This is a genomic window from Paenibacillus sp. RU5M (assembly GCF_900221055.1).
In the GTDB taxonomy this organism is placed as follows: domain Bacteria; phylum Bacillota; class Bacilli; order Paenibacillales; family Paenibacillaceae; genus Paenibacillus; species Paenibacillus marchantiae.
The window spans coordinates 1,052,745-1,074,572 of record NZ_OBQM01000001.1 but is presented as its reverse complement, the minus strand read 5'-3'; the positions used below and the strand labels follow the sequence as shown (position 1 = coordinate 1,074,572).

Annotated in this window: 14 protein-coding genes, 1 pseudogene and 1 riboswitch; of the genes and pseudogenes, 2 read left to right on the top strand and 13 right to left on the bottom strand. The window is 43.6% G+C overall.

Annotation, left to right across the window (positions count from 1 at the left end):
• Positions 1–69: 69 nt before the first annotated feature.
• The 7 genes from CRO25_RS04910 to CRO25_RS04880 form a co-directional block, all read right to left on the bottom strand.
• Positions 70–1,278 carry an SGNH/GDSL hydrolase family protein gene (locus tag CRO25_RS04910; protein WP_079693735.1) on the bottom strand — a complete coding sequence of 403 codons (1,209 nt, stop codon included), beginning with the start codon at positions 1,276–1,278 and terminating at the stop codon, positions 70–72.
• A 17-nt stretch (positions 1,279–1,295) separates the two neighbouring features.
• Positions 1,296–3,527: an FAD-dependent oxidoreductase gene (locus CRO25_RS04905; RefSeq protein ID WP_079693736.1), complete on the bottom strand. Its 2,232-nt coding sequence runs from the start codon at positions 3,525–3,527 to the stop codon at positions 1,296–1,298.
• An 84-nt stretch (positions 3,528–3,611) separates the two neighbouring features.
• A complete protein-coding gene (locus CRO25_RS04900; RefSeq protein ID WP_079693737.1) occupies positions 3,612–5,234 on the bottom strand; it encodes a response regulator in 1,623 nt (540 codons plus the stop codon).
• Entirely contained in the window at positions 5,234–6,901 is a 1,668-nt protein-coding gene (locus CRO25_RS04895) for a histidine kinase (RefSeq protein WP_257018528.1), read from the bottom strand. The genes CRO25_RS04900 and CRO25_RS04895 overlap by 1 nt, the downstream gene beginning before the upstream one ends.
• Before the next feature lie 162 nt (positions 6,902–7,063).
• Complete coding sequence (locus CRO25_RS04890; RefSeq protein ID WP_079693739.1) at positions 7,064–8,650, bottom strand: extracellular solute-binding protein; 1,587 nt, start codon at positions 8,648–8,650, stop codon at positions 7,064–7,066.
• A gap of 64 nt (positions 8,651–8,714) precedes the next feature.
• Positions 8,715–9,584 (bottom strand): carbohydrate ABC transporter permease, encoded by an 870-nt coding sequence (locus CRO25_RS04885; protein WP_079693740.1) that lies wholly within the window; start codon positions 9,582–9,584, stop codon positions 8,715–8,717.
• A gap of 13 nt (positions 9,585–9,597) precedes the next feature.
• A complete protein-coding gene (locus tag CRO25_RS04880) occupies positions 9,598–10,545 on the bottom strand; it encodes a sugar ABC transporter permease (protein WP_053781115.1) in 948 nt (315 codons plus the stop codon).
• 355 nt (positions 10,546–10,900) lie between these two features.
• On the opposite strand from CRO25_RS04880, the gene CRO25_RS04875 reads away from it, so the two are divergent.
• Together CRO25_RS04875 and CRO25_RS04870 are read left to right on the top strand one after the other, a co-directional pair.
• Positions 10,901–11,377 (top strand): MarR family winged helix-turn-helix transcriptional regulator, encoded by a 477-nt coding sequence (locus CRO25_RS04875; RefSeq protein WP_063563706.1) that lies wholly within the window; start codon positions 10,901–10,903, stop codon positions 11,375–11,377.
• Entirely contained in the window at positions 11,367–12,749 is a 1,383-nt protein-coding gene (locus CRO25_RS04870) for an alpha/beta hydrolase (RefSeq protein ID WP_079693741.1), read from the top strand. The genes CRO25_RS04875 and CRO25_RS04870 overlap by 11 nt, the downstream gene beginning before the upstream one ends.
• A gap of 159 nt (positions 12,750–12,908) precedes the next feature.
• Here CRO25_RS04870 and CRO25_RS04865 read toward each other — a convergent pair whose 3' ends face one another.
• The 6 genes and pseudogenes from CRO25_RS04865 to CRO25_RS04845 all read right to left on the bottom strand — a co-directional run bounded on the left by CRO25_RS04865 (position 12,909) and on the right by CRO25_RS04845 (position 21,825).
• Positions 12,909–13,664, bottom strand: a complete 756-nt coding sequence (locus tag CRO25_RS04865; protein ID WP_079693742.1) for a class I SAM-dependent methyltransferase — start codon at positions 13,662–13,664, stop codon at positions 12,909–12,911.
• Between the two features lie 17 nt (positions 13,665–13,681).
• Positions 13,682–15,969 (bottom strand): annotated as a pseudogene (locus CRO25_RS04860) (DEAD/DEAH box helicase).
• Between the two features lie 183 nt (positions 15,970–16,152).
• On the bottom strand, positions 16,153–18,453 hold the full coding sequence (locus tag CRO25_RS04855) for a stalk domain-containing protein (protein WP_079693743.1): 2,301 nt from the start codon (positions 18,451–18,453) through the stop codon (positions 16,153–16,155).
• Between the two features lie 395 nt (positions 18,454–18,848).
• Positions 18,849–19,022, bottom strand: a complete 174-nt coding sequence (locus tag CRO25_RS33195; protein ID WP_161490550.1) for a hypothetical protein — start codon at positions 19,020–19,022, stop codon at positions 18,849–18,851.
• A gap of 168 nt (positions 19,023–19,190) precedes the next feature.
• Positions 19,191–19,396: riboswitch (cobalamin riboswitch) on the bottom strand.
• Between the two features lie 112 nt (positions 19,397–19,508).
• Entirely contained in the window at positions 19,509–21,056 is a 1,548-nt protein-coding gene (locus tag CRO25_RS04850) for an ABC transporter substrate-binding protein (protein ID WP_079693744.1), read from the bottom strand.
• A gap of 7 nt (positions 21,057–21,063) precedes the next feature.
• On the bottom strand, positions 21,064–21,825 hold the full coding sequence (locus CRO25_RS04845; protein ID WP_079693745.1) for a response regulator: 762 nt from the start codon (positions 21,823–21,825) through the stop codon (positions 21,064–21,066).
• Positions 21,826–21,828 lie beyond the last annotated feature (3 nt).

The following is a 21,828-nucleotide window of genomic DNA, read 5'->3' as shown; positions in this document are numbered from 1 at the left end:
AAACCTACATCCTAATTGAGCGCTCATTGCAGTCAGATAGAATATAGGTCTTCCAAGTAGACCAATCAATTATAATGGCGGCTGCACCAATAGCAACTTCCCAAGCTGAATGACCGTTTGATCATACCAAGCCGGATGTTGTCGAACATGTTCCATACCTCTTTCATTGCCACTTGCCTCAAATACGGCCGCTTTGTCTGTCTTCTTGTGATCGATTTCGAAGCGAACCGTATGTTTCCCATTCGGTAGCTCCGGTAAGTAAACATATTGATTTCGATTATGATCGTTATATGAAGTGAATCGATCGATAAGAAAGGGTTCACCCTCATCCACCGTCACCTTCAATCTGCCGGAATCCGGCCCCCCAATATCGAATAATCCGATGTGGGTTCCCTCAAACTCCACTGTGATCGTCTCTCCGGGATCGACTGCTCGCCATAGACCGGGGAACAACCAATCATACTCGCGCACTAAAGCAAAATCATCAGGGGTCATGTAAGACCACCCCGCGGAAAAATGAGTAAGACTATCCAGTGGCAGCATGGTTGCATACTCCCAAGGGTTGGCCGGGACCAAAGGATCCTGCGGCAAGTGATGTTCGACTTTTCCTACGTGATCTCGAAGCTCTCTGATTTTCTCAAACGACCGGGTGATTGTATCCGTGTAAATCTGATGTCCTTCGGGAATCGTTGGATGGATCGAATCATGCGTAAAAATAACGGCTCCTGGAATAGATACGTCTGCTCTTAAGGTGAAAATGAGCTTACCTTCCAAAACCAATTGACTGACTGCTACGCCCAGATGAATCGAAGGAATGCCGTAATAGTCAGCGACTTCCTCTTGCATACGAGCGCCCTTCTGGTATTGGCCGGATTGAAATGAGGTCAAATCCCGTTCCTTAACCGTGTACACAAACAGGATATCGGTAAACCGGCTGTGCTTGCGAATCTGTCGGACAATACCTTCGATCCGCGCCTTGGATTCGGGAACTCCGCCATCATTACCAACAAATTCAACAAACACGAGATCAGGGTGATGACGCAGTACATCTTTCTCCAAACGGGCGCAGCCGAGGTCCGATCCTGTCCCATCAATGCCTGCGTTCACAGAGCGGATATCTGCATTGGGATATTGCCCTCGCAGCCAATCCGCCGTCATGACCCTGTATCCTTTAGAACGTGTATTACTGCCGCCAAAATAGACAATTGTTACTGTTTCCCCATTTTCCAACTTTTGAATGACATTAGGCAGCCCTCTTCGAGGGAAAAATTCCTTCATCGTGACTTCACCCGCCCTCACTTAGCGTTTTTAGGAGCAAAAAATTTGACAGCAAACACTTCATAATAAGGCGAACCATACGTTGCACAGAAATCAAACCGGATTCGGGTTACACCTTTTGCATGCACCTGATGTTTATTCAACGAAAGATAATTACCACGGATATTCATTTCACTCTCGGTTCCGTCTTCTAAGGTTAAGATCACATCATAATCTTGAATCAACGGCTCGATCGGATCGTCGAAATGCTCCAAGTTCAGCTGCGAATTGAAAACAAGATGGATTTCATCCAGATTCTTGGGGCTTGCAAAAGCAAATTCCAACCATTCCTGTCCTTCCGAACATTCAGAAATCCAGCCGTTCGGTAGACCATAAGGTCTGGAGAAGCCGTTGACGACATTCTCAGGGCTATACATATTTTGGGATGGCGATAGGTCTTTGAAGCAAATACTCTTATTAAGCTTCTTCAGTCTGGATGGCTCTTCTGGTCTATAATAGAAGCTCACCGCTCCAGTCATTTTCTCTTCATTGCCGTGTACGGCAAGGCTCGCCGCACCTTCCAATACGATGTAGATTTTGTCGTCAGCTGGCTTCTTGCAGCTGAGGTCCAGTGTAATCCAGTCATCGTGACCCGCTGAAACCACCAAGTTGTAGCCTTTCAGCTCGCTAGCGGGAATATAGTTTTCCTTCCGCTCCCCGCCAAACAGCTTCACTTGCAACGTTTCCGATTGCTCGGATCTATTTTTAATTTTGATCTGCACGCTTTCAGCTATGGATGTCTGAATCGGCAAGACCAAACATAACGTTTTCTCCAAGGAGATCTCTTCGGTTGGATGAAGATGTTCATAGCTTCGCTGAGACGAGGCTCGAATCGTTAATCCGTCAGCAAAATAAGGATCCATCTGCTCTTGAAGCCCTACAATCGTTTGCCCGTCTCGAAGCAGCTGCGTCTGAAGCTCATCCATATGCGCTTTGACGATGTCCGCGGGGTCTGTATCATATTTTACGCATAACGCAGCAGCTGTTCCTACTGCCTGCCCCATACAACCACAGGTTGCCATCACCCTTGTAGACCCGAAAGCCACATGGGTAGCGCTTATATTGCGGCCAGCGAACATGAGATTGGGAATATTACGTGAAAATAAGCTGCGGAAAGGGATATTATACAACCCCGGCACAAAATTCCAAGCTGTAGCCGGCCCTTCATCGTAGATGCCTTTATTCGCATGCAGATCCATATACCAGCCTCCGACGGATACAGCATCTTCGAAGTGAGTCTTTGCTGTAAGATCGTTCTGAGACAGCATGTGCTCCCCGATAAACCGTCTTGACTCCCGCTTTCCCGGAATCGGGCATACATAATCCAAGATGAGATTGTCTACATCATCAAACTCACCGCTATTTTTGATATAATCCCAGATTCCGTACACCAATTTCCGCAGTTCCAATGCGATGTCTTCATTATTCTTGATAATATCCATATGTCCGCCGTATTCCAGCCACCACAATCCGCCAAGCCCGTTGATTTTCCTTGGAAAAGACCGATGGTTTAATCCTTTTCTGATACTATCGAAAAACTCCAGCTTCGTGATATCATACGCAAAGCCAGGCCTTTTGTAAGGAACGGAATAGTTTACGTCACGGGCTTGAAACAGAATCGTATCGCCCATGGTGTAATGATCCGCCACTTCTGGAGCGAGCTCCTCCTTGTATTCATGCTTCGCTTCTCTTCCCCATCGGAAGTGAGCGCCTGCTTGGTACCCAACAATTCCATCACCGGAGCAATCGATATAGGTTGGGCTTTCAAAACGAAATTTTCTTTCGGAAGCTAATTGAAGACCCTCCACCCATTGAATTCTGCCGTTCTCCATGCCCGTTTCATGTACACATGTATTCAGAAATAGAGAAATGTTAGGCTCATCATAAACCATGTCGAGCAAGACCGTATCCGAAAGCGAAAGCATAAGCTTCTTGTTGTATAACGGATTATAATGAAAGGTCTTCAGCTTGAGTTCTTCTACCAACCCGCCCTCGCGGGCATAATAGGATGGACTATTTCCGAGATATGCCGACCCGTTGATATGAACTCTGACCTCGCTGCTTGCATTTCCCCCAAGCACCGGCCGATCATTAATAAGTGAAACCTGCAGACCTTGGCGTGCAGCTGCAATGGCAGCGCATATCCCTGCAATACCTCCACCTACGACGGTTACATCTGCTTTCATAAGCTCCATTTTGATAACCTCCATGATTAGATGCTCCTATCATGGTAATAGTTTTGGCGCCTTTTTTTTTACAGGATTTCGCGAAAAAATCATACATTTTTTGCATCCTTATTTGGATTCGTACCGTGTCATTTTTATCCGATATTGCTTAGGTGTATCACCCGTATATTCTTTAAACAGTTTGCAAAAGTAACCTTCATTGACGATGCCTACTTCCTCGCACAATTCCAATAAAGAATAATCCCTGACGTTTAACAACTCGAGAGCAAGATGGATTTTTTTACGGTTGATGTAGCTGATCACGCCTTCGCTCATTGTTTTTTTGAATAAGCTGCTAAAATACGATGGCGCTAGATTCACTTCCTCCGCAATTGCCTCCAACGTTAAGCGTTGTTTCAGGTTTTTCTCGATAAAATGCATAGCACTCATGATTTCTGCACGATGTAATAGTTGGCCCGCGTGTACGTATTCGAATGTGAAGTCACCAATATAGGCAAGCTGCTCCTGAAAAGCCATAAATTCCATGGGGAAGTCTGGGACTTCCGTGGCCATCTTGTTGCCTGATTTAAACTTTACGGTAATGTCTCTGTACAAGTCTCTAATCATTGGCGCCATGATGGACTTGTGGATTTTATGGTCCGAAATAAATTGAGACAGATCGGCAAGTGCATTCTCCAGCTCTTCCTTGGAAATCTTCCTTTTCATCCGTATAAGAAAATCAGCCAGCTTCTGCTGAAAGTCTGCTTTTTTGTCATTATCGTATTGGAACCGATGCATCGGTGTTTTTACTACTTTCTCGGTATGATAATAGAAATCCTCACTCACATTTTTAGCTTCCGTGTATGCCTGTTTGATCGATTCCCAGCCTCGGTGTGGACCACCAAAAGCGACGGATACCCTTTGATTCAGATATTGATGCAAATGAGAGACGATCTGCCTTCCCAAGGATAGGCAAGCATATTCCGTTTCCATATCACTGCGGTTATTTTCCCAGGATAGAAAGCCAATAAAACGATTATCGGACAGATCCGCAGCTACCCCACTACCACCATTCATTACCGTTTCTTCGATGATATTCGTAATCGCATATTTCAAGATGTTTTGATCTGCGGCAGCGTATTCGTTACGGAAACTTTCATACGTATTCATCTCAACGATGAAACAGCAATAGTTGGCCTGAAAGAAATGGAACTGCATGCGATTAGCAAAATCCGATGCCCGATGAGAAGGAATTTCGCCTCTGATCAGTTCGTTAAAAAATTGCTTGCGCACTCTATATTTATTTTCAAGCACGGATACGTTTAACGATTGAAATTCCGCTTCTTTTTTCTTGAACTCATTTAAAATTCCGGCTGCCTTATCCAAAGCTCGATTCAAATCCGCTTCCCTCAGCGGAACCTTTACAATGTACTCCAATACGTTGGCTTGAATCGCTCGCTGGGCGTATTCAAAGGATGAATAGGCGGTCAAAAGTATGTATTGCGTATGGGGGAGCTCCGCCTTGAGCTGCTCAATCATGGAGATTCCGTCCATTCGCGGCATAACGATATCGGATATGACGATGTCCGGCTTAAGTTTTATGATCTCCTCGATCCCATTTAGCCCATTATTCGCTTTGCCAACTAGAACAAATCGCTTATCCCTATGAGAGAGTTCATTAAAAAACAATTCCAATCTTTGAATGATCAGGTCTTCATCGTCAACAATGAAGCAGGTATAGTCTCTCACCATTATGCATCTCCTTTTTGCAATTCGGCCGGGAATAGAGCGCGTACACGGGTTATTTCCTTAGGTATGCTAATGATTTGCAGCCCGAATTGTTCTCCGTAGTGAAGTCTTATTCGGCCATGAATATTATTTAGCCCGATTCTTTTCCTTTTCACTTCCATTTCACTCGGTTCTGAGATTAAAATATGCTTTATTTTATCAGCTGGAATTCCCTCGCCTTGATCAACAACTTCTATGATGACGATACCGTCCTCCCTGTACGCATGAATCGTAATCGGTCCCTCAATTCCCCCTCCGTTATAACCATGGAAGATGCTATTCTCCACAAGAGGTTGCAGCAGCATTCGAAAAACAGGAAAATCCATTAACCCTGCTTCGATATTTTCAATCAAGTGGAAGTTTCGGTTATACCGAATGTTCTGGATCTCGATATAGTCCGCTACATTACGTAGTTCCTGACTTAAGGAAACCTTCTCTGAAGCATCGTCTATCCCGTATTCCAATAATGAAATGAGCGATCCGATCACCACATCTACTTTCTCTATTTGTCCGAGACGTATAACGTTGCTGATCGAACCAAGTGTGTTATACAGAAAATGAGGGTTAATTTGAGACTGTAGCACCTGGATTTCCAACTTCCGCTCAAGTTCATTATGAAGTTCCGCTCGCCGAATCAGTTCCACAATTTGTTGCAGCATACGATCGAATGCTCGTGAAAGATCTCCAAACTCATCATTTCGATTAATCGTTATTGTCGTTGTGAGTAAGCCTTGCTCCACTTGCTTCATTTTTGTTTTGAGTGTATAGAGTGGTTTCCTTATATATTTGGCAACCAAAAAAGAAATGATCAAACTCAAGAGAAGACCTGCCGCTAGAAGCTCAATATAATAGGTTTCCAATCTGGACAAAGCTGCTTTCAAGCGTGATTCATCGTTGATTGAGATGATGGTCCAGTTGAATTTCTCCGTCGGTTTTTTTAGAAGGGAGACCGGAATGCCATCCATGGTATGCAGTTGAAGACTTGTTTCTGTCGTATCCAGGATTTGTTCAGCTGACGTTTCCCCGATTGAAAACGTATGATCTTGAATATTCAGTAGTCCTTTATTTTCAGAAAATCCGGCAATGATTTTACCTGAAGCTGTAATCAGAGCCAGATTCATTTGTTCTTGTTTATTAATCTTGAACAAGGTTTCTTCAATGGCATTTAGATCCAAGTCAACCGCAATGGCCATTGGAAACGGAGCGCCGTTCAGATATCGAACCATCGTAACGGTCCAGCCGGAATACTTCGATTTGTAAGGTTCACTAACAAAGGTAGTCCTTCTGTTCTTGTCAGCCGCATCAAACAAAGGTGCTCTTTCAGATAAAGGTTCATCGAATATTCGAGTAGCTGTACTGCCGCCTAGAATGGATAAATCGCTTTTGATCAAATAAATATTACTGACGTAACTACTATTGAGTTCATACAGTTCTCTTAATTGCTTTTTAATCACTTCCGCATTGTCAATATTGGCTTTCACTGATGTTTCGACTGAGAAGAGAATCGTCTGGAAGGAAGAAAAATTAACAGTGAAGTACTGGTCTACCTTGTCAAGGATTTGGTTGGTGTAAAAAATGTCATTGGTTCTTATTTCCTTTTGGACATAGCGATAAGACAATTGGCTTATCAAGATGATGCACCCTAACACAAACGCAAACACGAGAAAAAATAATTTTAAAGGCAAGCTGATTCTTCTTCGCATCCATCATCTTCCTTTTAATTCTATAGTAAACTAAGAATAGCATATGATAATAAAGAGAGGGGCTACGAATAGCCACTCTCTCCGTTTATTTTACTTGATAAGGCCGGCCTCTTTAAATTGCTTGATTGCTGTTTCCTTATATTTCTGCATGTCAAACTTAGTATCCAACGTTTGGAGGAAATTGTCCCAGTTCGAAAGAGGTTCTTTGCCCGTCATAAATTTAACTAAGCTTTCATTAATGAATCGAGTTCGGTCAGCATCCAAAGTATCGTTGGGGTCTGGAGTCAATAAATTTCCGGGCAACGTTGGCCCCACATATTGCTGATTGTCCTTGAAAGCCTCCGCCGTCTTAGGATTCTGGAAGCTGAAGTACTCCGCATCATCACCACGGCGCGGCATTCTATAATGATCGACCCACAGGTACTTCTCTTTCATTTCCTTCGATAACTCGGAGGTTTTATTTTTGATCTTGCCGTCCACCACATCCCAATGAATACCTTTAATTCCGTATGCAAAGTTAGGATAAGCTTCTTCGTCTGTAAAGAGATAATTCAGCATGGACAAGATCCGAATGATTTTGTCCTTATCCGCTTTCGCGGAAATGGCCCATGAATTACCTTGGAATGATTTTCTTTCTACAATTTGATCCCCGTAAGGACCTTTCATCGGAGGAATGACGATCCATTCCGGCACCTCGCCACTAATCTCTTTCATTTTCTGCTGATAATCCGGCTCCAGCCTACGGGCATCTCTGATCATGAAGCCAACTTTACCCTTAAACATCTTTTGGTCCAACAGATCAGGTGAATTCATCGTCACCCAGTCTGGGTCTACCACGTTGGCGGCCATCATTTTGTTAATGTAAGCAAGCGCCTCTTTCATTTTGGGATCGATAAACAGAAATACCGGTTCATTATCTTTTATCTCAACGGCCGAAGGAGGATTGACACCAAACATCCACATCAAGCTATCGAAGCCATAGGTTTGCAGATTACCTTCTTTATTCATACCGCCGATAAATCCGTACGTATCGTTTTTACCATTCCCGTCCGGATCTTTCTCTGTAAAGGCTTTCATAACTTCGAACAACTCATCCGGTGTCGTTGGTACCTCCATATTCAGCTTTTTCAGCCAATCATTGCGGATGAAGAAGCTTCGACTGATACCGTTAACATTATCATAGCCTGGAACTCCAATCGTTTTTCCTTGATAGGACATTGCATCCCATGAGTCGTTGCCAAACCGTTTCTTTAATTCAGGGAATTGATCCAGATACGGTGTCAAATCCGAAAGAACGCCTTGGTCGTAATATTGCGCGAGATCAGCCCGACTCTTCAAGAAGATCAAATCTGGAATATCTCCGCCTGCAATGAGTGTATTCAGTTTGGTTGTTGCTTGCCCAGCTTGAGGAATCATCATATCCAAGTCGATGTTCATCTCTTTTTCCAACATTTGACGTTGAACATCTTCATCACGTGGAGGTACCGGAGCAGCAGCGTTGAAAGTGCCTTGGTTAAACATTGAGATTTTCATTTTGGTTGCAAACTGGCCAGACTGCCCTTGAGAATTACCCGAAGCTGTCGATGTAACTTCTTCATTTCCCCCACATCCTGACAGTAGCGTTCCCAATCCTAAGATTGCCGACAGAATAGCAAATGAAATCTTCTTACGCTGCATATTGACCTCTCCTTTGCTTGTATATTATCACGGTTTCCCCGTAATAAGTTAGGTTGGAACACTTTTAACCTTTAACGGATCCCAAGAGCACACCTTTGGTAAAATGCTTTTGTAAAAATGGGTAAACGATCAAAATCGGAATCGTAGTCACAACAACTGTAGCCATCTGCACAGCGAACGTACTTACAGCTCCGGAATTGGCGAGCGACTCAGCGCTTTGTGTTGCGACGTTAAGCAGGATGTTGCGCAAGACTACTTGAAGCGGCATGAGGTTGGAATCATTGATATAAACAATAGCATCAAAATAACTGTTCCAATGCCCCACTGCGTAAAATAAAGAAATGGTGGAAATGACGGGCAAAGACAGTGGTAAAATGATCCGCCATAACGATTGAAGTTCACTTGCACCATCAACCCTCGCTGATTCCTCAATTTCACCAGGCAATTGCTCAAAAAAGCCTTTAATGATCACCAGATTAAATGCACTAATGAGATTTGGAATAATCAATACCCACGGACTGTTTAGCAACCCTAGAGAGCGAATTAGTAGATAAGTCGGAATTAACCCCCCACTAAACATCATGGTAAACACAATGAATAGTAAAAACGGACTGCGTCCCGGCAAATATTTTTTGGATAACGGATAAGCTGCTAAGACCGTAAATAACACATTAAGAATCGTGCCTACAATCGTTCGAAACAACGTAATTTTATACGCCTGCCAGATCCCATGAGAAATGAACACTTCTTTATAGGCCAGAAAGGTAAAAGATTCTGGTATAATCACAATCCCTCTTCTTAACACTTCCGATTCTGGCGTCACGGAGACAGCAATCACATACAGAAAGGGTAGTAAGCAAAGTAGTGATAAGAAAATAAGAATCACATAAACGACGGATTGCCAGACTTTTTCCCCGATTGTCAAATTGATCATTTTAAAAACCACCTCACCAAATTTGCCCATCGAATTTTTTGGCGAGCTTATTGGCTGCCAAAACTAAACCAAATCCAATGACAGCTTTAAACAATCCTACAGCAGTAGCCAAGCCAATTTTAAGACGCTCCAACCCTTCACGGTATACCCATGTGTCGATAATGTCGATCTTCTCCTGGTTAAAGGTGTTGGCAAACATGAATATTTGGTCAAAGCCAGCATCCAGAATATGGCTTAATTTAAGAATCAGCATCAGAATAATGACTCCTCGAATGCCGGGTAAAGTGATATGCCAGAGCTGTCTCCATTTGGAAGCACCATCCATTCGAGCCGCTTCATATAAGCTTGGATCAATACCTGCTAATGCGGCGAGGTACAAAATCGCTCCCCATCCAATGTCCTTCCAAATTTCAGATGCGATGACCAGCAGTCTCCCCCAAGCAGGCTCCGTTAGAAATGAAATGGGCTGAAAACCACTTTCCTTCAAAATCATATTAAAAAGGCCATCACCTGGGGCTAATAAGGCTACCATCAATCCATATACAATGACCCAAGACAGAAAGTGGGGTAAATAAGTAATGGTTTGTACGATTTTCTTAAACCATTGGGTATGAACTTCATTGAGCAGTAAAGCAAGTAAGATGGGAGCGGAAAAACCGAACAATAGCTTATACAGCGAAATAACAATCGTATTTTTCATGATGTCCCAGAAATAAACGCCGTTCATAAAATCCGTAAAATTTTTGAATCCCACCCACGGGCTATCCCATACGCCCAAAGCCAGGTTGTAGTTTTTAAAAGCAATCAATATTCCCGCCATAGGAATGTATTTAAATACGGCAAAGTAAATTAAGGCTGGTAATAAGAGAGCATACATCACTTTATATTTTTGGATCGTCCTTATCCATGACTTCCGCTTTTTGGAGAGGGGAATGGCGTCCGCTGCCAATTTCACTTGCATATCATCACCTCGTCTTTGTTTGTATTTGTATATTAGCACCCCCCTATCGGATAAATTTCTGAAATTTCAAGAATTTCTTATAAGATATTAAGGAAGTCTGCCTTGGATCGTTCCAACAGCTCATACCGGAAAGTGGGACAAGAACTTGTATCGCTAAATAAAAAAAGCCGCTAAAATAGCGACTTTCAAGGGGAGTATGTTCTAGTCTCTCAACAAGTGTTTGGAACACAGCGAATCTTAACCAACAATAACATTGTTTTTTCAACTGTTGACTTAAAAAAAACATGCTGTTAATATTAGTTTCACAGTCTAACCGTTAGACAATGAAACTAATATCGTGAAGGAGCAATCAACTATGGATATGGATAGAAAGCAATTAGAACAACATATTGATCTGTATACTCAGAGAGCAATATCAATTTCAATCAGTATGCAATCTATTCAAAAGAATATTTCAAAAGATAGCAGTGTTACTCCAGACCAGTTTAATTTATTGAATGTCATTAATACGACTGATCATTGCACAGCCAGTTTTTTAGCTAAAGCACTTAATGTCAAAAAAAGTTCTATTACTGCTATCGTGAATCGATTAACGGATAAAGAATTAATTAAACGTGAGTACAATGAAAAAGATAAACGCGTGGTCTGGCTTGAATTAACAGAAAAAGGACAGCACATTGTGTTGGAAGAGAGACAGAAAATACTGGCTGTATTGATGCCTTTAGGAAATAAGCTCACTGTTAAAGAGCTGGAGGAATTAAACCAATATTTATCTGTGATTGATACACAATTAAATAATATAAAGAAGGATATGGTTAAAAATGAAATTTAGTATGAGGTTATACGGAGTTATTGTAGGGTTAATTACGATCTTATTGTCTTGGTCACAGTCATTTTTTATCAATTATCTTATCCCATTAGGAATCGTAGCCATGGTTGTGTCTGTAGTTAATATTCTAGTCGTTAAGAAGCACTTAAATGAAAAGATCTATCGTGCCTGGTTAGGTATCTCGGCTTTGTTTATAGCTACTGAAATCCTCTGGATGATATTTGATAAAATCGGATTATTTGTAGTTGCACAAGTTTCATTTGCAGTAACCGGGTTTGCATTAATTATTTTTGCCTTAGGCATGCATAAGAAAATGAATCGAAGTTTCAAATCATTAACGTTGAGAATTAGCAAATGGGTTCTCGTCCTTGTTTTAATGTTGGGGACATCCATATTAATATTATTTACAGCTACGCCAAAGCCAGTTGCTTTATATTTGCAAAGCAGTTCTGGAGCAGAAAATACTTACACAGCAGAACCATCTACTACCACAACTATTGATAGTAAATATCAGTTAACAACGAATATTCAATACGGAGAAAAGTATCCAAGAAGTTTTTTAAATATCATTACATCCAATGGTCAATTGGATGAAGAACGTCCAACATACTTTTATGTGCATGGCGGTGGCTTTATAGCGGGAGATTCAATCGGAGGTGATCCTAACGCAGGAGCGGCTTCAAATACAATGTTATATCATTATGAATTAATGGTTGATCATGGTTATAATGTGGTGACCATAAATTATGCTTTAGCTCCAGAATATATACACCCTACACCCATAAAACAATTATCAGAAGCGGTGCAATATATGCAGCAAAATGGCAAACAGTACGGAATTAATATGAACAATGTAATCTTTGGCGGGGGAAGCGCAGGTGGATTTATCGCTGCAGACTTTGTGACAATTCAAGCTAACCCTGAGTATGCGAAAGAAATCGATATTAATCCTGTCATAGAGCTTACGGATATCAAAGCTTTAGTATTAGAAGTACCCATTCTTGACTTTAGTCGGGGCCATAGAACCGTAACCGAAGACATCGTGACTGACTATATTTTCGCTCAATCAGGAAGTGCATACATTGGTCAGCCGGTGGTTAGCGCTGATAAAGATATCTTACAATCCTTAAATGTAATACCAAGAGCGACGAGTAATTTCCCTCCAACTTTTATAACGGATGGAAACACGGGGACATTCACAGATCAGGCTGAAGATTATTATAACCGCTTAAAAGAATTAGGGGTCAAGACAGATTTATATATTCCTGATATCCATGAGAGCAAAGAAGTTCATGGATATATGAACACGATTGATACTAAAGCAACTCGAACTTATATTCAGAGAAAATTAGCCTTCTTGGATAGTTTAGATTAATGGTGTTAGACATTTATAAACAAAAAGTCGTTGCCTACTTATCACTTAGGCAACGAATCAACATCTAGGCGTACAATCGTTAAAAGGCTCTATGGACGTAAACTCCACAAACATACCCAGCTATAGCTTGATGATATAGCTGGGTATCATTTTGTTGATCTATACTTCTCCCCAAAAAATCTCAGTTTCATAATCGAATTCAACAATACCATCTTGATTATTTTTATCAAATAAATTCCGCAGTTCTGTCATCATAGGATCGTAATTTGCATGCCCGGGTACAGGGCTGTAGGAAGATGATAGCAAACGGCCTTTCAAACCCTCGAAATCGAACTCCTGACTCATTCTGAATCGCATTTCATGCATTGAACCTTCCTTGAAAAAAGAGAGCAGAATCGTCTTAGAAATATTTTTATGATTGACTTTTTCGTAGTCGGTTCCGTATGTATGAAGCAGTTGATTGTACTCTTCACGAAATGGAGTACCGTTTGTAAGACGTGAATTCCAGATGAGTATTACTCTCCCACCTGGCCGTAAAATTCTGCGAAACTCCATTTGGGCTGCGGAGCGATCGAACCAATGAAACGCCTGAGCGCAGACAATAAAATCAACCGACTGATCAGGTAACCCAGTAGATTCTGCAGAACCTGATGTACTCTGAAATTTCGGATTACTTTCTAACATTTGCTCGGCGGCTTCCCGCATTGCCTGATTTGGCTCGACCGCGATAACATAGCTTCCGTGTTCCAGAAGTAGCTTTGAGATGATCCCAGTACCTGATCCGATGTCTGCTATGTTACTGTTCGCACGTAAACCGACGACGTCGTACAAATGGTCAATAGCCTCTTTGGGATAGCTCGGGCGGTATTTCAAATACGAATCGACCCGATTCGAAAACCGTTCTCTGTTGTTCATCGATCGTCACGCTCCCATCAATATTTTGACATCCTATATATCGGCCTCAGTAACAGCTTCAAAATCTTACTGCCCCAAAAAGCAAATACCGTCGTTCCGGTCCATGAGCTGCGCTTATCTTGGCTATATTGATCGTTGATCATATAAGTCCGAGTCGAAATAGGACTCTTCAGACCGAACTGTTCCCATTTCGCCGGATCATTCGAACCTCCGAGTTTTCTAAGCATATTCGCCGACTCATGATCTATTTTAGCCGGAATTTGCTCGAATGCTTGGGTAATTTGCGTATGAAACTCGTCGATCGGGTTACGACTGGTAATGCTCTCGAGATGGATGCTTTCGCGAATGTAAGAAACGTATGCCAGATGGTCAGCCCAGAATTCGTCGATATAAAAAAGCCGTACCCGCTGCTCTGAAGGACTCATCTTCCTCTCGCCTTTCAATATTTCGAGCCGCTCCTCGTAAAGGATTCGCCGCTGATCCTCCACCATATCCGAATAACCGTTCAATTCCCGCTGAATATCGAAGTTTTGGCCAATAATCACGCGCTGAATATGCTCGATTTTGCTGCGGAGCGCCGGATCATTCAGAACCTCGTCCTGCCTGGGGGCACGAAACAATTTATGAATGCCGAAGCGAAGCATCAACTCGTCTTCCAGGCTTATATAGAATACGGAAGCACCCGGATCACCTTGGCGGCCGGAACGCCCGCGCAACTGGTTGTCAATCCGCATGCTCTCGTTCACATATGTACCTATCACGTATAATCCGCCCAGCTTGGCAACCACTTCTGCCTGCGCTGGGTTGCCTCCACCGAGACGAATGTCGACGCCGCGCCCTGCCATATTCGTAGATACCGTTACGGCCCCGATTTCTCCCGCTTTGGCGATGATCTCGGCTTCTTTCGCATCGTTTTTCGCATTCAGAACCTGACAAGATACGCCGGCAATCGCAAGCGCCTCCGCCAGCATGTCAGACTCCTCGACGCTTGACGTACCAATAAGAATGGGGCGTCCCACCCTATGGACGGAAGAGATTTCTTGTACAAGCGCCTTATATTTGGCTTCTTTATGGGTGTAAATTCGGTGCTGGTGGTCGATCCGTATGTTTGGCTGGTTCGGCGGAATTTGCACGACCTGCAGCGCATAGATATCTTCGAATTCCATTGCTGAAGCGAGCGCCGTAGCCGTCATTCCGCAAATTCCCGAATACAGGCTAATGAAATGTTGAATGGTGATCGTACCGAGAATTCTACCACCGGCCTTCCACTGCAACCCTTCTTTCGCCACCAGTGCAGCTTGCAGCCCGTCCGGCAAATACCTGTTCTCAGCCACACGGCCGGTATGTTCTTCGATTAACTCAATTTCACCATCCCGGACGATGTAATCGACGTCTTTTTTTAATAACGCTTCCACATGCAGCGCACAATTCAATGACGTTAACAAATGACTATTATGGCTATCGTACAAATTGCCGCATCCCAGCAGCAACTCCGCTTTCGCAGCACCCGCATCATTCAAGTAAACGTTCCGCTGGAACTCGTCAAAATCGTAATGCTCTGCTGGCTGAAGCTGCCGGGCCACTTCTGCGAAAAGAATACCGTCATTCTTGGAAGCGCTCGAATCGCCACTAATGACTAGCGGCACCCGCGCTTCATCAAGAAGCAATGAATCCGCTTCGTCGACGATGACGTAGTGGAAAGGACGGTGTACGGTATCAGCTTCATTTAATGCTATTGTGTCACGCAAATAATCGAACCCTGCTTCTTTAGCCGTAACATAGGTTATATCCTTGGCGTACGCTTCCGTTTCTCCAACAGGCTCATGCCCGCTTGAACCGAGCTTACCGTTAATCCGAGGAAGCGGTAGATCGGGCCCATCCACTCCGCATCTCGATTTGCCAAGTAGTCGTTAAAAGTGAGTACATGAACGCCTTCGCCTGTCAACGCGTTGAGATAAGCAGGCATAACAGCAGAGAGTGTTTTTCCTTCACCGGTATGCTGCTCGATCAAAAATCTCTCGTGCAAAGCGATAGCAGCCATAATCTGGACATCGTAAGGCTGTAATCCGAGTGTTCTCTTCGCAGCCTCGCAGACTAACGCATAAGCATCAACAAGCAGCTCATCCAAATGCGTGCCTGATCGTGCTTCTTCTTGCAGCCGAAGGGATTCCACTTGTAGACGCTGATCTTCCCACGCTTCCAAATTCCGTTTCCTGATAAGCTCCACTTTGTCTCGATAATCTTTCAACAAACGCCGGGTATCGCGCTCCTTGAATTCACGTATCAACTTGACGACTACATTCATCGGAATTTGATTCCTCCTCAGTAGAAATAAGCGGTTCTATAGTGGCTTTTTAAGCAGCATCCATTCCGTATATCCTCATATCCCCAGTGAAAAGAAAAGACTCCTTATGGAGTCCTTCACTTCGATAGTTAATACGCCAACCCAATCATTCATTCCCGCTCTAGCTTATGAGAGACAACTTCATCACTTCTCCGATGGGAGCGGTGTAAAGAGTAGATTAACCGGCAGGTTGCTTCCTGGCGCGGCAGAGAAAAGAATCGTTACGCTCTCTCCATATGCCCCTGTGCGGTAAAGAACGCTTTGTTCACTTGAATTGCTAACAGCAACGTTACCATCGGCAATGGATACAACCTGATTGTTCACTAGAGCCACTCCTGAGTATTTCCCTCCACGAGGGTTAAATGAGATTAACGTACGCGGAGCCACATTATTCAGCGTGATTTTGTACAATACGCCAAAATTACCCGCGTTGGATGCGTCTGTGTAAGCCATTGGATCTGTTCCAACCAGATTGGGATCGCTTGCGTTATCACCCAGTGGCAGACGAGCAGGTTTGACTCCCACTAGCTGATCATACGTAATGATACGAGTCGCATTCGGGTACGTTCCACGGTTGTGCACACCGTCACGATCAAGCACAGGTAGCATTGGTAAAGTCTCGAACGGATCTTTATTTTCTTCGACGAGGATAACGTTATAGTCCAGGGAATAATCACTATAAGCATCCGAATAGAGTGAGATCACTTGTCCTTCTTTCATCGGAGTTTTATTTAGCTCGGTCAAAATCAGTTTGCTTTCTCCAGGTTGAATAACCTCTTTCTTTTGATCGGCTCTGGTCTGAATCGATTTGAACCATTTATCAATCGATAGTTTCCCAGCTACGGTAGCATACGGTGTAGGCCCAGCAAAGCCCATATTTTGTTGTTCGAATACGGCCGGATTGGGGTTGTTATTGGTTGCAATAACATACATTTTTACTCTTTTGCCTGTATTGTTAACATGATGAATCATGAAACGGGTCTGCCCTGAAGATGATTCTTTATATACGATGCCTTCCGTATTAACCGTTTCCGGACTGTTGCTGCGGATCAGCAGACTTGGCTCATCCCTGTACGTATAAGGTGCTTTTTCCATAGAAGTCACTTCGCCACCGTTGAAGGTGAATTTCTGTCCTACCGGCGTGAAGAGTAAATTGAAATCGGAAAATGAATATAATGTCTCATTGGTTATGGTTATAACTTTGGAGTACGTGTTCGTCGCGCCGTGATTGTCAGTAACGGTGAGTGTTACCGTTTTTGGACCGGGTTCAAAGAAGGCCAGCGAATTGTTTTCCCATACCGTTTTTTCAATACTGTTTTCATCATCTGTACTTTGGTCGATGTATGTTATTTTTTCGCCCATTTTATATTGTTCCTTGTCTGTAGTGAACATGGCTACAGGAGGAAGATTAGGACTCAGTACTTGAATCGTCATCGAATAGGGATCGCTCCATTGACCATTGGAATCCTGTACTTGATATGAAATCGTATATGTACCCGCTTGATCAAATGATTCCTGACGACCTGTCCAGCGTTCGTCTAGGATATCCAGACCATTTGGAGAACTGGAAGAAGTCACATAGTCCACTTTATCGCCCGCAAAAATTTCCTTTTGGGAAATCACAAAGCTTGCAACGGGTTTAGTATTGAGATTCAGCACAACCGTTTTAGCCGACTGATTCACTTTATAGGTGATGTTCAGAGCTTGAGTAATGGAAGTTAACGGCACCATGAACGTATTTTTTTGCTGATAAGCAGGGCCTTTCATTGTTCTGGACTCTCCATTTACGGTATAGACCGTGCTGTTGGTTTTGAATCGGAGCTCATTATCACCACTGATGATGATCGTTTCTTTGGTTTTATTATCGTATTTGACCCCGTATCCCACACGGTCCACCAGTGCACGGATCGCAACATAGGATACGCCGTTTTTTACAGTCATGGGCTGGCCAGCAAGATACGTTTTGCCATCCTGCTCCATTTTGTTGCTATTCATGTACAACGTCAGATTGCCGCCTGCTGCTACGGCAGAATTTCCATCAATAGATGGTTGCTCTATTTGAGCTGGCGTAGCTGGCGTTTCAACATCCTCGGGGGTTCCCTCTTGGTTTACAGGTTTCGTACTCGTTTCGTTTGTAGTCGACCCTTCGCCATCAATGGCGGATTTCTCGATATCTGTTTTGGGTGTTGCCTCAGTGCCTGTCAAAGTTCCGGTTTCTTTTCCTTTAGTGGACGGCGTATTGGTGGATGCATTATTGCTCCCTGTCTTTACTTCACTCTCAGCGATCGGCTGCTCCTGCTTCAATACCTCAACCGATTCTACTTTGGCCGTATTTACTGATGCTGTGTCATCTTGCGGTGCTGATTGCGCACTCACTGAACCGACTGCAAATGCTTGAAAAACGGCTAAAGCGGTAAAAATGGACAATTTCTTCTTCATATTCATGCTTTGTCTTTGGCTCCTTCTGCTCCCAAGTAATTGTTATCCTCTCAAAAAGTCATACTATTAGACGCTAGATTTAGGAAAAAGTTTCTAGTAAACTTGTAAATTATGGATCGTGTTCAGCTATTTTCAATGGAAATGCTATTTATTCAACAAATGAATTATAAAAGAATCATTTAAGAGTCTTCAAAAGATTACCTTTTAAGCAGCGGATAGCGCAAACGTATAAGCCTTCACTAACATTACTGGCTAACCGTAATAATACAAAAAGCCGCTATAAAATAGCGACTTTGAATTGGAACAATCGTTTTCTCCCTCGACAATTGATTTTTCTTACGTTCTTTATGCATCGATTTTACCAGCCAGAATGTACTATAATGTTCTACTTGCTAGCAAATCTAACTTAGTACTTTTCGTAGTATCTTCTGCCAGCGCTCTTGTGTGTCTGGAGATGTATATTCCAGATGATGAAGCAGGTCGCCATATGCATCGGCATTTAAATTTCGAATGACTCTGATCATCGTTTGTTCATTTTCTACGTGAGACAAAAAATGGACTAATTCATACCGCATTGATGGACTCCCTCCTCATAACCCACAACCTTGTGGACATCTGTACTCATGACATCTGTAGACAACCAAAAAAGACGTCTTTCCCCTGAAAAAGCATAGGGAAAGACGCCTCCATAATTATGCAAATTATGACGGTTCATCTAACACCTTCCTATCTCCCGTAGGTACAGCAGTGCTGTCGAAACAGGCAGGTCTCCTGGCTCCGGAATCGTCACATGGCAGCGGCCTTCCCGATTGATCTCAATCAGTGGCTAAGTAGGCTACCTGCTCCTCCGTCACAGTGGCGGGACCGCGTCGGCATCGCACCGACTTCCCTTTTAAGTTTGGCCGACAAGCAATGTTTGCGACCAGACACCTGTTCCCGATATTTAATTTGGGTATTTTAAAATCTCTTACATCTTACTCGACAACGAAAGACAAATACAAGCGTTCAATTACAAAGGAGTAAATACCACATCCTGAACACCCTTTCAATTGGCAAATAATTTAGTGAGCTTTTTGACGAACACTGTGAATGCCATGCATCTGATCAACACGCCAAACGTCAAGTTGCCTCTGCACTTCTGTCCGCACCTCGTCCAGACCTGCCTGCTTCAGCTCCTCATTAAATTTGGGCAGTACCCTGTCCACATCCACACTGCCGGTCATCAGGCTTGGATAGTACTTTTCCCAAACCATTTTTATGAGGTTGACCTGAATGGACATACTGGTTAAATTCGGCGTAAATCCGAGCAACTTCGATGTAACGTATTCCGCGTTTGCTGCTCGGTACTGATCCCACTTATCCAACGGATCGGGATATTTTCCACCGATCGTTTTGAGAATGAACCAGTTTCCTTGTGTATATTGCACACCTTCATAGCCGACTTCTGATACCGGATCATTGCCGCTGTCTCCCGAAGATTTCAGCAGCACCTGCCCGTTCTTGTCCAACGTATAATGCACACCTTCAATACCGTAATTAAACAGATTGCGGATCTCCGGGTCCGTGTTGAGCAAATTCAAAAACTTTACGCTTTCAACGGGGTGCGCTGACTTTGCGTTTATTGCCATAATCCCGCCGCGAACGGATTCCGTCGTGATTAGTGGCGGGGTCACAGGATAAGCAACAACCTTATAGCCGCGATCCTTGCTCCAGCTGTTTTCCGAAAGTGGTCCCCCTCCCGCAGATTTCCAGAAAACCCGTTCTTCGCGTTTGAGATTTTGGCTCTCCCGCAGGGCCGCGTCTTCATTGATGTAACCCTTGACGTAATAGCTGCGGAGTGTATCCAGCACCTGCCTTGCTTCCTTGGCCTCAAATATATTGATCACATGCGCGTCGGGATCCAGAGAACGCACCATGAGCGGTAGCGGTTTGTCCAGCACATATTCGTAACCGTACATGGCGAAGAAGTTCTGGGAATCCTTGTCCATCTCCATCAACTGATAGGAGGGTTCCTTTTCCTTGATCATTTGGAACAGCGGATCCAGAGATTCCAGGCTGTTGTACTTCGTAATATCAATGTCATACTTTTGGACAAGCGTCTCCGGATACATCCATTGCATGCGGACCGCAAGCTCCTTATTCGTGGGCACGCCGTAGATGCCTCCGTCTTCCATGCGAACGCCCTGCCATAGAACGGGGTCGATCGCGTCGTACATATCCTTGCCGAAGTTGGATAAGTAGCTGTCCAGTCTCAGCCATGCTCCCCGTTGAACATAGCTTGAGTAATCCGTGGTAAAAGCGATATCAAAAGGAGTTCCCGTCGAAATTAGTGTATTGATCCGGTCATTGTACTCCTGCCAACCAATCTTGATATATGTAATAGTGATTCCGATTTTTTGAGCCAACAATTCATTGATTTTATCGTTTACCATCTTCAGATCCGGATCAGAATTGCCAAGCGTATAATAAATCAGATTCACTGTGTTGATATTTTTGTCGAATTCCTCGTTCTTGCCCGATATGGAGATACACCCGGACAGAAGCAGCGTCAACATCACTGTAATCAGGATAGCCTTGATAAATGTGTTCCAGATACATGAATGTATCATTTCTGAACTACTCCTTTCTCCGCAGATCGGAAGGCGATTTGCGGAAGTAGGCTTGGAAATGCGTGTAAAAGTAGTTTAGATTGGCGTAACCGACGGAAAGCGCAATCGTCGATATCTTCTCGTTTGTAGCCTGAATACGATCTCGCGCACATAACATCCGGTAAGCCATAAGGTACTCCGAAAATTTCATCTTGGTTTCCTTCAGAAACAACTGTCCAAGATAGGTTCCGTTCATGCGAAAACGGCTCGCCAACTCTTTGAGATTAAGATTTTGATTGTATTCAGCCTTAACCATTAGCAAAATGCGGTTGGTTAGCTTGGATAAGCTGTCGTAGCGCACTTCCAATATGGGGTCTATATCACGGTGGCTCAGATTTCTTCCCTCCAGCGTACCGTTCAAATTTTCGACGATGACTCGTTCAATCAGAGCTTGAAGCTTTGCTCGCTCAACGGGTTTGAGTAGATAATCCTTAACCCCACAATGAATAGCCTCCAGGGCGTATTCGAACTCACCATAACCGCTCATCATAATATAGGTAGTCGGGAGCCCGAGCTCATTAAGCTTGTGAATGGCGTTATAGCCGCGATCCTTGCCAATGCAAACGTCAAAGATTGCTAGGTCCGGCCAAAACTCCACGGCCTTTGTTAGCGCATCCCCATAGGTTTCGCTGGTCTCGATCTGTCTGAAGCCAAGCATTTCCCAATCCAGCGTTCGCTTGATTCCTTCCAGAATTAGCGGCTCGTCATCAACGATTAGAAGTTTGTACATACG

Coding starts and splice junctions, on each gene's coding strand:
- CRO25_RS04910 (WP_079693735.1), bottom strand. CDS start 1,278: ATGAAGGAATTTTTCCCTCGAAGAGGGCTGCCTAATGTCATTCAAAAG.
- CRO25_RS04905 (WP_079693736.1), bottom strand. CDS start 3,527: ATGGAGGTTATCAAAATGGAGCTTATGAAAGCAGATGTAACCGTCGTA.
- CRO25_RS04900 (WP_079693737.1), bottom strand. CDS start 5,234: ATGGTGAGAGACTATACCTGCTTCATTGTTGACGATGAAGACCTGATC.
- CRO25_RS04890 (WP_079693739.1), bottom strand. CDS start 8,650: ATGCAGCGTAAGAAGATTTCATTTGCTATTCTGTCGGCAATCTTAGGA.
- CRO25_RS04885 (WP_079693740.1), bottom strand. CDS start 9,584: ATGATCAATTTGACAATCGGGGAAAAAGTCTGGCAATCCGTCGTTTAT.
- CRO25_RS04880 (WP_053781115.1), bottom strand. CDS start 10,545: ATGCAAGTGAAATTGGCAGCGGACGCCATTCCCCTCTCCAAAAAGCGG.
- CRO25_RS04875 (WP_063563706.1), top strand. CDS start 10,901: ATGGATATGGATAGAAAGCAATTAGAACAACATATTGATCTGTATACT.
- CRO25_RS04870 (WP_079693741.1), top strand. CDS start 11,367: ATGAAATTTAGTATGAGGTTATACGGAGTTATTGTAGGGTTAATTACG.
- CRO25_RS04865 (WP_079693742.1), bottom strand. CDS start 13,664: ATGAACAACAGAGAACGGTTTTCGAATCGGGTCGATTCGTATTTGAAA.
- CRO25_RS04855 (WP_079693743.1), bottom strand. CDS start 18,453: ATGAATATGAAGAAGAAATTGTCCATTTTTACCGCTTTAGCCGTTTTT.
- CRO25_RS33195 (WP_161490550.1), bottom strand. CDS start 19,022: ATGCGGTATGAATTAGTCCATTTTTTGTCTCACGTAGAAAATGAACAA.
- CRO25_RS04850 (WP_079693744.1), bottom strand. CDS start 21,056: ATGATACATTCATGTATCTGGAACACATTTATCAAGGCTATCCTGATT.
- CRO25_RS04845 (WP_079693745.1), bottom strand. CDS start 21,825: ATGTACAAACTTCTAATCGTTGATGACGAGCCGCTAATTCTGGAAGGA.